The organism is Vibrio rotiferianus CAIM 577 = LMG 21460, assembly GCF_002741985.1.
Classification (GTDB): domain Bacteria; phylum Pseudomonadota; class Gammaproteobacteria; order Enterobacterales; family Vibrionaceae; genus Vibrio; species Vibrio rotiferianus.
Window position 1 is genome coordinate 48,908 of the sequence record NZ_APHW01000008.1, and the last position, 11,910, is coordinate 60,817.

Below are 11,910 nucleotides of genomic sequence, written 5' to 3' on the forward strand. Positions count from 1 at the left end.
TAAATGTTAACTCGAATTTCTAGCTTCCATAACTATCAATCAGTGCAGAATGATCTTCGTCGTCAAGAAAACAAAGTTCATCATAATCAAGAACAATTAGCATCCGGTAAGAAGTTAACTAAACCGAGTGATGACCCACTAGCGACTCACTACATTCAAAGTATTGGTCAGCAAGAAGAGCAACTAAAACAGTATTTAGATGCCATTGTTTTAGTGCGTAATAGGCTCGAGCATCATGAGGTCACTATCGCTAACTCAGAGCAGTTTGCCGACGATGCTAAGCGCTTAAGTATGGAAATGATCAACGGTGCGATGTCGCCAGAAGATCGTGAGGCAAAAAAGCGAGAGTTGGAAGAAGTCTCCAATAACTTCCTCGCTTTAGTTAACTCCCAAGATGAAGCAGGCAACTACGTTTTTGCTGGCACCAAGCCGAAAAACCAACCTTTTTTCCGAGACTTTGATGGCACGGTCACATATACCGGTGATGACTATCAAAGGAAAATGCGCATTTCGTCGAACATAGAAATGGCAACGAGTGATCCTGGTAGTAAGCTATTCATGGATATTCCTAACCCGTTTGGTGACTTTGAGCCTAAATACGAGTTGCAGGAAGGATCTGAGCTTTTACTAAGCAGCGCAACAACTCGCTCAAGAGATGAATCCAATTTCAAACTCACTTTTGTTGATATGAGCAATGGTAAATTTGGTTATCAATTGGAAAAGAACGGAAGTGTTGTGCAAGTTGATGACTACTCACCAATTGATGGCATTAAATATGAAGGGGTGAGCATCCAACTGAAAGGGCAAGTCACTGCCGGAGACAGCATTACGATTGAGCCGCGCAAGACTTTTAGTATCTTCGATACATTCAGAGATACCGCTAAATGGTCTGATGAATCAGTTTCCGATGCCTCGGCAACAGCACAGCTTCATCAGATGACAGAAGAGTTTCAGGCGGCGTTTATTCATTTAAACAAAGCAAGAACCGATGTTGGTGCTCGACTGAGTACGCTAGATATTCAAGAGCAGAATCATGAAGACTTCAATCTCTCTCTGGCCAAATCAAAGAGTAATTTTGAAGACTTAGATTATTCCAAGGCTGTTATTGAATTTTCGGAAAACACAAGAGCACTGCAAGCATCGCAGCAAGCTTTTGGTAAGACGAAAGACTTAACGTTATTTAACTACATCTAAATATCGATGCGTGCAGCGGCGCTTCTCTCTATGCCTTATGTGCAATGCCTTAAGTGCGAGAGATAAATAAGCGGCATGTTATTTCCCAAAGCGGCAAAGTTTGGGGGAGGTTCATCAGGAATGATGTATTTGTTGGCATGGGCAATGCCACTCAACGTATTTTTTGGCGGAATTAATGGGGCTGGCTTTATTGTAACCCTATGCTGATAAAGGCTTTTGCTGATTTTGATTATTTTTTATTAAAGTTGGCATGTATATTGTATCTATGTGGTCAGAATAGATTTACGGATTCTAAACCTTGCCTAGTAGGCAGCTTTAGCAAGTAATTTTTACGGTCAGTGCTTTTCCAAATGAGAGTAAAGCTGGCCGCTTCGCAAAGCTTGCGAACTCAAAAGGAGAGCAAAATGGCTGTAACGGTTAGTACTAACGTTTCTGCGATGACCGCACAACGTTACTTAAATAAAGCGTCAAACGAACTCAATACTTCAATGGAGCGTTTGTCATCAGGTCATAAGATTAACAGCGCAAAAGATGACGCTGCTGGTCTACAAATTTCGAACCGTCTGACAGCTCAGTCCCGTGGTCTGGACGTGGCGATGCGCAACGCGAACGATGGTATTTCCATTGCACAGACAGCAGAAGGTGCAATGAATGAAGCGACATCCATCATGCAGCGTATGCGTGACCTTGCCATTCAGTCGGCAAACGGTACGAACTCACCAGCGGAAAGACAAGCAATTAATGAAGAGTCAAATGCACTTCAGGATGAGCTTAACCGTATCGCCGAAACCACATCATTTGGTGGTCGTCGTCTACTAAATGGTACATTTGGTGAAGCGGCATTCCAAATTGGTTCAAGTTCTGGTGAAGCTATGATTGTGGGGCTAACCAGTATTCGTGCGGACGATCATCGCATGGGTGGTACAACATTCCTGACTGAAAATGGTAAAGGTAAAGATTGGGGCGTCGCAGCAGATAAAGCTGACTTAAAGATTACTTTACCAGGCATGGGGCAGGATGAAGAAGGTAACACGGTTGACCTTGATATCGAAATCACAGCAAAGGCCGGTGACGACATTGAAGAGTTAGCGACATACATCAATGGACAATCAGATTTGATCAACGCATCTGTCGGTGAAGATGGCAAACTACAAATTTTCATTGCAGAACCAAATGTACAAGGTGATATCTCAATTTCAGGTGGTCTAGCATCTGATCTAGGATTCACTGGTGAACCTATTGCAACCACAGTGCAAGATATCGATATGACATCGGTTCAAGGTTCTCAGAATGCGATTGGTGTTTTGGATGCCGCACTGAAGTACGTGGATTCACAGCGTGCGGATTTAGGTGCGAAGCAAAACCGTTTAAGTCACAGCATTAACAACTTGGCTAACATTCAAGAAAACGTAGACTCTTCGAATAGTCGAATTAAAGATACAGATTTTGCGAAAGAAACGACGCAAATGACTAAAGCTCAAATTTTGCAACAGGCAGGTACTTCGATTCTTGCTCAAGCAAAGCAGTTGCCAAACTCTGCAATGTCACTATTGCAGTAGTTTATCTAGCCTGTACTCAATACATTCAGACGTGGATGGGAATACAGGCTTTTGGCAAGCGACTTTACAATAGAATGTGCGGCTCTCTCATCTCTCACCTGCCAATCATTTTCAATGTAAGGTTGCACCCGGTATGTCGGATATGTGTTCATTTCTCTTGATCTCCACATAGGCTCTGGCTACCAACCTAGCCCCGGTTCTCTCAAAGGAAAAGGGGCTTTTCTTTTCTAGTGAACCAATTCTAGTGGTTCCAATTCTCAATCGTATATTGATCATACCTACGAGCTATTCTCGACGTATCTCATTAAAACTTTAGTGTTTTTTTTACTATTTTTTCAAAACTGTCGTTCGAATCTCGCATTGCTATTTTTCTCTTTTTTTTTCTAAAGCTTCTCAAATTGACGTCGTTATAAGGGTAACTTTGAGAGAACTACTTGGTTTTCCGAGACGTCGGAAACCGCTTTATCGGAAAATCAATTGGAGAAATCACCATGGCAGTGAATGTAAACACAAACGTATCAGCGATGACCGCTCAGCGTTACCTAAACAACGCAAACTCAGCACAACAAACTTCTATGGAGCGTTTGTCTTCAGGCTTTAAAATCAACAGCGCAAAAGATGACGCTGCGGGTCTTCAAATCTCGAACCGCTTGAACGTTCAAAGCCGTGGTTTAGACGTTGCGGTACGTAACGCGAATGATGGTATTTCAATTGCACAGACTGCTGAAGGTGCAATGAATGAGACAACCAACATCCTACAACGTATGCGTGACCTATCTCTACAATCTGCTAACGGCTCTAACTCTAAAGCGGAGCGTGTTGCGATTCAGGAAGAAGTAACGGCACTAAACGATGAGCTTAACCGTATCGCTGAAACGACATCGTTCGGTGGTAACAAGCTGCTAAACGGCACACATGGTTCGAAATCTTTCCAAATTGGTGCAGATAATGGCGAAGCAGTAATGCTTGAGCTAAAAGACATGCGCTCAGACAACAAAATGATGGGTGGCAGCAGCTACGTCGCTGAAAACGGTAAAGGTAAAGACTGGTCGGTTGCTGGCGACAAAGCAGACCTTACTATCTCGCTAAAAGATAGCTTTGGTGAAGAGCAAGAGTTCACTATCAACGCAAAAGCTGGCGATGATATTGAAGAAGTAGCAACTTACATCAACGGTCAAACTGACCTAGTGAAAGCATCTGTAGGTGAAGACGGTAAGCTACAAGTATTTGCGGGTAACAACAAAGTTGACGGCGAAGTGTCATTCTCTGGTGGTCTAGCTGGTGAGTTAAGTTTAGGTGAAGCTAAAGCTACAACGGTTGACACTATAGACGTAACTACTGTTGCTGGTGCACAAGAGTCTGTAGCTATTGTTGATGCCGCACTGAAATACGTAGATAGCCACCGTGCAGAGCTGGGTGCTTTCCAAAACCGTTTCAACCACGCAATCAGCAACTTGGATAACATTAACGAGAACGTGAACGCCTCGAAGAGCCGTATCAAAGATACAGACTTCGCGAAAGAAACGACTCAAATGACCAAGTCACAAATTCTATCGCAAGCGTCAAGCTCAATCCTTGCGCAAGCGAAACAAGCGCCTAACTCAGCGCTAAGCTTACTAGGTTAATCAACCTAATACGACGCGATACAAAAGCCAGGCTCGCCCCTGGCTTTTTGCTTATTCAAATTACGCACTAGACAGGCCGTATAGGGCGGGGACAAGGAGTTGGTATCGATTAGATGGTCTCTTTAAATACCAATGTTGCTGCGATGATGACGCAGCGACACCTCGGTCATGCAGCTGAGCAAAATATAGAATCGCAGCGTAATCTTACCTCGGGTTATCGGATTAATTCTGCCAGTGATGACGCTGCTGGTCTACAGATCTCCAATACTCTTAATGTCCAAACAAGAGGGTTGGATGTCGCCTTGAGAAATGCGAACGACGCATATTCGGTGGCGCAAACCGCAGAGGGGGCTTTGCATGAGAGTAGCGATATATTGCAACGCTTACGCTCTCTGGGGCTTCAAGCAGCAAACGGCAGTAATGATTCAAGTGACCGGCAAAGTATTCAATACGAGGTCGTAGCGCTACAAGATGAGCTTGATCGTGTTGCGATCACGACGACATTTGCGGATAAAAACCTGTTTGATGGATCTTACGGCTCACAAAGCTTCCATATAGGAGCAAATGCCAACTCAATCTCTTTGACATTGCGAAATATGCGCAGCCATATCCCGGAGATGGGAGGGCAGCATTATGTCGGTGATGCAGTCGAGAAAGATTGGCAAGTCTCCAAAGGTAATCAAACTCTCAAGTTTGAATACCAAGACAGCGAAGGGCAAACCCAAACAGAATCTATTAGGCTCAAACGAGGAGACCGCATCGAGCAAGTGGCCACTTACATCAATGCGCAGCAATCGATAGTGAGTGCCTCAGTGACTGAAAACAATGAACTTCAATTCTTTTCCTCGACGCTGAATGCGCCAGAAGGTGTGGAACTAAAGGGCAGTTTAGTGGATGAGCTTGATGTTACTGCTGGTGGGTTAGTCACAATGGACGACATCGATATGTCGACTGTCGGCGGAGCACAGCTTTCGGTTGGCGTGGTTGATGCGGCAATTAAGTACGTTGACTCGCATCGAAGTGAAATAGGCGGCTTTCAAAACCGGGTTAGTGGCACTATGGACAACCTCAATACCGTCAATCGCAGTGTGACTGAATCAAAAGGGCGGATACGAGATACTGACTTTGCTCGAGAATCGACAGAGATGGTACGTTCACAAGTGCTGGAAGATGCGACTACCGCTCTGTTAGCGCAAGCAAAGCAGAGACCGAGCTCGGCACTTGGCTTGCTCAGTTGAACGAGGCTCTGCGATAGAAATCGTTCGGAAGTAAAAGTTTCAGGTAATAAAAAACGCTGCCGTTGGCAGCGTTTTTTTCGTGTTAGGTTAAGTAATAATTACTTAGTTACACGTAGAACTGGAGTTTCACCAACAGTTACAGAACCAGAAAGCTTGTTCAGCTCTTTGATTTCGTCCATGTTAGAGATAACAACTGGAGTTAGCGTTGATTTCGCTTTCTCTTCTAGAAGAGCTAGGTCGAATTCAATTACAGTGTCGCCAGCTTTAACAGTTTGACCTTCTTCTGCGATACGCTTGAAGCCTTCGCCTTTCAGTTCAACAGTGTCGATACCGAAGTGAACGAATAGCTCAACACCGTCGTCAGACTCGATAGAGAACGCGTGGTTCGTTTCGAAGATCTTACCGATAGTACCGTTTACAGGAGCTACCATTTTGTTACCAGCAGGTTTGATAGCAATACCATCACCAACGATTTTCTCAGCGAAAACAACATCTGGCACATCTTCGATGTTCACGATCTCACCAGAAAGTGGTGCGATGATTTCGATTGCACCTGCGTCAGCGCTGTCGTCAGATACTAGCTTCTTAAGTTTGTCAAACAGACCCATTGTGTCATGCTCCTAACGTTTTATTTAATTCTGTCGAATTATAGTATACCAATCTTTCGAGATAGACGACTTTTTTTAACCGCCTATCTCATTGGAATTAGTTGATTATTGAGTTTTCTCTGCAATGAACTTTTCTACAACTGCTTCGATTTCTGCTGCTGTTGGTAGAGAAAGTGCTTCTTCAGCCATTGCTTTCACTTCTGCGAAGTTAGAGTTACGGATAACTTTCTTCACTTTAGGGATAGAGATACCGCTCATTGAGAACTCGTCTAGACCCATACCTAGAAGTAGAAGTGTTGCACGCTCATCACCTGCTAGCTCACCACACATACCAGTCCACTTACCTTCAGCGTGAGAAGCGTCGATAACTTGCTTGATCACAGTAAGTACAGCTGGTGATAGTGGGTTGTATAGGTGAGAAATCATCTCGTTACCACGGTCAACCGCTAGTGTGTACTGGGTTAGGTCGTTTGTACCGATAGAGAAGAAAGATACTTCCTTCGCTAGGTGGTGTGCGATAGCTGCTGCAGCTGGAGTTTCAACCATTACACCGATTTCGATGTTTTCGTCGAATGCATGACCTTCAGCGCGTAATTCTGCTTTGTACTCTTCGATCGCTTTCTTAAGCTCACGGATTTCTTCAACAGAGATGATCATTGGGAACATGATACGCAGTTTACCGTGTGCAGATGCACGTAGGATACCACGTAGCTGGTCACGTAGGATTTCACGACGATCCAAGCTGATACGTACTGCACGCCAGCCTAGGAACGGGTTCATCTCTTTTGGAAGATCCATGTATGGAAGATCTTTGTCGCCGCCGATATCCATAGTTCGGATGATCACAGACTCACCGTTCATTGCTTCAGCAACTTCTTTGTAAGCTTGGTATTGCTCTTCTTCAGTTGGAAGTGCATCGCGGTCCATAAACAGGAATTCAGTACGGTACAGACCAACACCTTCACCACCGTTACGGATGATACCGTCACAGTCTTTAACCGTACCGATGTTACCGCAAACTTCAACGCGGTGACCGTCAGTTGTCTCTGCGTGTAGGTCTTTTAGCTTAGCTAGCTCTTCTTTTTCAGCGATGAATGCAGCTTTAACTGCTTTCGCTTCTTCTAGTTCAGCATCAGATGGGTTGATAACGATCTTGTTGTTCATCGCATCAAGAATCAGCATATCGCCGTTCTTAACTTGTTTAGTGATGTCGTTAGTACCAACGATAGCTGGAAGCTCAAGAGAGCGAGCCATGATTGAAGTGTGAGAAGTACGACCGCCGATGTCACAAGCAAAACCAAGAACATAGTCTAGGTTAATCTGTGCAGTTTCAGATGGTGTTAGGTCGTAAGCTACTAGGATAACTTCTTCATCGATGTCGCTTAGCGAAACGATGTTGATGCCTAGAGCGTTCTTAACAAAACGAGAACCGATATCGCGAATGTCAGTAGCACGTTCTTTTAGGTATTCATCATCTAGAGACTCAAGAGCACATGCTTGCTCTTCGATCACAGAGTGAATCGCGTGATCAGCAGTCATCTTGTCGTTTTTGATAAGTGCTAGGATTTCCTCTTCTAGCTCTTCGTCTTCAAGAAGCATGATGTGACCTTCAAAGATCGCTTCTTTTTCTTCGCCGAAAGTTTCAAGCGCTTTTTGCTTGATAGTTTCTAGCTGAGCTGCAGATTTGTTACGTGCGTCAAAAAAACGTGCAACTTCTGCTTCTACTTGATCGTCAGAAATAGTGTTTGTGTTTAGGACAATTTCATCTTCTTGAAGTAGTAGTGCTTTACCGATTGCAATACCAGGAGATGCTAGGATGCCTGAAATCATAGCCTTACCTTAAGTTGGTCAACTTTATAAAACGGGAGAATAATGGGTGCGCTAACGAATAGTATTAGCTTAGTTTTGAGCCTATTTCCAACGAAGCCATTTTGCTTTCACAAAATGGCTTCTGAAATAGGAGACCGAATTAGTGTAGTTGGTCCATTAGAGCAACTAGGTGGTCTACTGCTTGCTGAGCTTGTGGGCCTTCAGCAGAGATAGTTACTAGAGTACCTTTTACTAGGCCTAGTGTTTGCAGCTTGAATAGGCTCTTAGCGCTAGCGCTTTTACCGTTAGAAGTCACAGTGATGTCCGCGTCGAATGCTTTAGCTTCTTTAACGAACTGTGCAGCTGGACGAGTGTGAAGACCGTTTTCTGCTGTGATTTCTACTTGCTTCTCGTACATGTGATATACCCCAATAAATGTATTTTTTTGTTAGTTTGTGACTGAGTTTTAGCTTAACTGCTTTACTTCTTGTGCGCTAGCACGGGAGAGTTCAAAGCGTGTCAGAACTGATACTAGTCAAAAGTTTGGTAATTACGCAACTGTTTGCGTGCACAATTACTTAGAAAACTTTTTGGTTTAGATTCTTTATTTTGAACCTAAAAATAAAACACCCTGATATTACCAAAGGTGAGGCAGGGATCAACAAAAAAGCCCCTGAACGGGGCTTTTTTAAACGAAAAATTGATTTGACCACATATTACTGTTGGTTCTCTTTCTCGGTAAAGATACCCGCAAATAGCGCGGTACTTAGGTAACGTTCACCAGAGCTTGGTAGAACCGTTACAATCGTTTTTCCTTCAAATTCAGGTAGTTCTGCAAGTCGATTTGCTGCCACTACCGCTGCGCCCGAAGAAATGCCAGCTAGGATACCTTCTTCTTCCATTAGGCGACGAGCCATCTCGATTGCTTCTTCAGAAGTTACTTGCTCAACGCGGTCTAGAAGTTCTAAATCTAAGTTACCAGGGATGAAACCTGCGCCGATACCTTGGATTTTGTGTGGTGCTGGTTGGATTTCTTCTCCTGCTAGCGCTTGCGCAATCACTGGTGATTCAGCTGGCTCTACTGCCACAGAAGTGATGGCTTTGCCTTTTTCGCCTTTGATGTAACGGCTTGTACCAGTAATAGTACCACCCGTACCTACACCCGCTACGAATACATCGATTTCACCGTCTGTTGCTTCCCAAATCTCAGGGCCAGTCGTCTTCTCGTGGATTTCTGGGTTAGCTGGGTTGTTGAACTGTTGTAGAAGAAGGTATTTGTCTGGGTTGCTTGCTACGATTTCTTCCGCTTTAGCAATCGCACCTTTCATGCCTTTTGCTGCTTCTGTTAGTTCTAGATTTGCACCTAGTGCTTTAAGAAGTTTGCGGCGTTCAAGACTCATTGACTCTGGCATGGTTAGCGTTAGCTTGTAACCGCGAGCGGCTGCTACGAATGCAAGTGCAACACCTGTGTTACCACTGGTTGGCTCAACTAGCTCAACGCCCGGCTTAAGAGTACCTGCCTTTTCTGCTTCCCAAATCATGTTGGCACCAATACGGCACTTAACACTGAAGCTTGGGTTACGTGCTTCGATTTTTGCTAGAACTTTACCTTTGCTCACTTTATTAAGGCGAACTAGAGGAGTATTACCAATAGTAAGAGAGTTGTCTTCGTAGATCTTGCTCATAGTGATGTTCCTTCATTACACGTTTTGTGAATATGGGTAAAAGAATATGCGGTATGAAAAAAAGGGAAAAGGATTAAAAAGTTATATCTTATGAGGTTGGTCGAGAATTAAACAAAATGAAAGGGGGAGGCATGTGGAGCCTCCCTTAATTTGATGAAAACGCACGTTATTGTTGATGCTTAAACTCGGTGACCCACATTGCAGTTGCACCACAGACGGCTACTGGCATCACAATGAGGTTAAGAATTGGAATGGTCGTGAATACAGAAACCAACACACCAAAGCCATATGCCTTACCCTGCTTTTGTTTCAATTTGTAACGCATATCGTTGAAAGGCACTTTATGATTATCAAATGGATAGTCACAGTACTGAATCGCCAACATCCAAGCCGTGAAGATGAACCATAGGAATGGTCCCACAGTTTGACCTAACGCCGGAATTAGTAGAAGTAAGAATAAGCCGATGGCTTTTGGTAATACATAGAGTAACTTTCGCCATTCACGCGCAAGAATTCTAGGCGTGTCTTTGAGTAAGGCTTTTAGTCCATCATCGTTAAGCTTTCTTCCAGTTAAAGACTCTTCTACTTTTTCAGCAAGCAGGCCATTGAAAGGCGCGGCGATAAAATTTGCTAGGGTGCTAAAGAAGTACGAGAAAGTAGCGAGGATGGTCAGTGCTAATAGTGGCCATAAAATGTAAGTAAGCCAAGATAAGAACTCGGGTAGTTGCCCAATCCAACTCTCTATCCAGAGATTCAAATTAGAAAATAAATAAAAGATAGCGCTACCAACCAACAAAATATTGGCCATTAATGGCAATACTACAAATCTTCTCAGTTGGGGAGAAAGGGCTAGTTTAAGCCCATAGAAAAAGTACCCAAATCCACTACGCTGTTTTATATCCACAGATTCCCAATCTCTTGTCATAAACGGTTAAGGCTCCATTGTAACCACCTAGTGAACAACTGCAATGTCGTAGCTCGCCCCAGCGACTCTTTGTACTAAAAGTGATAATCATGACTGAGGATTAATTTTCGTGGCAAAAATCACAACAAAAAACGGAACTTCTTGCATTAAGTTGTTCTAAACCAGCATACAGTTTTGGTAAAGTACATCTATCTATAGAATTTTTGGCGCTTAGCGTGACTGCTTCAGGATACCCAAAGGCAGTTTTACTAAGGATATTGAGAGTAAATAATGCAGGAATTGCGATTCGTACTCATCGTTGTTGGTGGTTTAGCCATTGCAGCGTTGTTGTTCCATGGTTTGTGGACAAGTAAAAAAGAAGGTAAAGCCAAATTTGGGGATAAACCATTAGGTAAGCTCGATAATGATCTGGTTGACGAGCAGAGCTTAGCTGGTGGTGACTTTGCTCCTGCGCCTGAAGATGATTTTGAGATAATCCGTAAAGATCGAAAAGAGCCGGATTTTGGTAGCAATGATCCTTTTGAGAAGAATATCGAATCGGATCCTTTGATTAACCACGATCCTCTTATTGATGGTGTGCCAGATACGGAGCCAGTAAAAAAGCCTTCAGCTATTGTAGAGCAAGAGAGTGAGTTGCCAGCGTTTAGCGCCGTTGCCGATGAAGAAGTCGAAATCGAGGCGCCAGTTGTTCAACCTAAAGAGTCGCTAAAGGAACCGCTTGAAAGTACCCTTGTAGAAGATACCGAAGAACAAGCGTTGCCAGAAGGGCTTGAGCCAAACGTAGTAGAAGAACCAAAGCCAGAGCCAGAAATGCAGGTGATCATATTAAATGTGCACTGTGCTGGAGAAGACCCGTTTGTGGGAACTAAGCTGTTTGATAGTCTTCAACAGAATGGTTTGATCTACGGTGAAATGAACATTTTCCACCGTCATGTAGACTTATCTGGTAATGGCAAAGTGCTATTCAGCGTTGCAAACATGATGCACCCAGGCACGTTGGAGCACGGTGACCCAGCTGAGTTCACGACCAAAGGCATTTCATTCTTTATGACGTTACCTTGCTATGGTGAAGCGGATCAAAACTTCAACCTTATGCTGCGTATTGCACAACAAGTAGCGGATGATATGGGTGGTAACGTACTGGACGATCAACGTAACTTGATGACACCAGACCGATTGGCATCATATCGACGTCAAATAGTTGAGTTTAATGCTGCTAACGCATAACCTTAACACCAAATAATGATAGGGCTCCGTTAGGAGCCCT

10 protein-coding genes are annotated in these 11,910 nt (G+C 43.8%); 5 read left to right on the plus strand and 5 right to left on the minus strand.

Annotated features, from left to right (window positions below):
• Positions 1–3: 3 nt before the first annotated feature.
• The 4 genes from flgL to B853_RS03735 all read left to right on the plus strand — a co-directional run bounded on the left by flgL (position 4) and on the right by B853_RS03735 (position 5,616).
• Positions 4–1,194 (plus strand): flagellar hook-associated protein FlgL, encoded by a 1,191-nt coding sequence (flgL, locus tag B853_RS03720; protein ID WP_010446722.1) that lies wholly within the window; start codon positions 4–6, stop codon positions 1,192–1,194.
• A gap of 404 nt (positions 1,195–1,598) precedes the next feature.
• Positions 1,599–2,753 carry a flagellin gene (locus B853_RS03725; RefSeq protein WP_010446723.1) on the plus strand — a complete coding sequence of 385 codons (1,155 nt, stop codon included), beginning with the start codon at positions 1,599–1,601 and terminating at the stop codon, positions 2,751–2,753.
• Between the two features lie 491 nt (positions 2,754–3,244).
• Positions 3,245–4,378: a flagellin gene (locus B853_RS03730; protein ID WP_128826800.1), complete on the plus strand. Its 1,134-nt coding sequence runs from the start codon at positions 3,245–3,247 to the stop codon at positions 4,376–4,378.
• Between the two features lie 113 nt (positions 4,379–4,491).
• The gene (locus B853_RS03735) at positions 4,492–5,616 is read left to right on the plus strand and encodes a flagellin (protein ID WP_038885677.1); all 1,125 of its coding nucleotides are present in this window, start codon (positions 4,492–4,494) and stop codon (positions 5,614–5,616) included.
• Positions 5,617–5,714: 98 nt separating this feature from the next.
• On the opposite strand, the gene crr is transcribed toward B853_RS03735, so the two are convergent.
• The 5 genes from crr to cysZ form a co-directional block, all read right to left on the minus strand.
• Positions 5,715–6,224, minus strand: a complete 510-nt coding sequence (gene crr, locus B853_RS03740; RefSeq protein ID WP_005425608.1) for a PTS glucose transporter subunit IIA — start codon at positions 6,222–6,224, stop codon at positions 5,715–5,717.
• A gap of 105 nt (positions 6,225–6,329) precedes the next feature.
• Positions 6,330–8,054 (minus strand): phosphoenolpyruvate-protein phosphotransferase PtsI, encoded by a 1,725-nt coding sequence (gene ptsI / locus B853_RS03745; RefSeq protein ID WP_010446728.1) that lies wholly within the window; start codon positions 8,052–8,054, stop codon positions 6,330–6,332.
• Positions 8,055–8,193: 139 nt separating this feature from the next.
• Positions 8,194–8,451, minus strand: coding sequence for an HPr family phosphocarrier protein (locus B853_RS03750; RefSeq protein ID WP_005436894.1), 258 nt, complete (start codon positions 8,449–8,451; stop codon positions 8,194–8,196).
• Positions 8,452–8,749: 298 nt separating this feature from the next.
• Positions 8,750–9,718 carry a cysteine synthase A gene (gene cysK, locus B853_RS03760; protein WP_005436896.1) on the minus strand — a complete coding sequence of 323 codons (969 nt, stop codon included), beginning with the start codon at positions 9,716–9,718 and terminating at the stop codon, positions 8,750–8,752.
• 166 nt (positions 9,719–9,884) lie between these two features.
• Entirely contained in the window at positions 9,885–10,643 is a 759-nt protein-coding gene (cysZ, locus tag B853_RS03765) for a sulfate transporter CysZ (RefSeq protein ID WP_038885678.1), read from the minus strand.
• 270 nt (positions 10,644–10,913) lie between these two features.
• On the opposite strand from cysZ, the gene zipA reads away from it, so the two are divergent.
• The gene (gene zipA / locus B853_RS03770; protein ID WP_038885680.1) at positions 10,914–11,870 is read left to right on the plus strand and encodes a cell division protein ZipA; all 957 of its coding nucleotides are present in this window, start codon (positions 10,914–10,916) and stop codon (positions 11,868–11,870) included.
• The last annotated feature ends 40 nt before the right edge of the window (positions 11,871–11,910 follow it).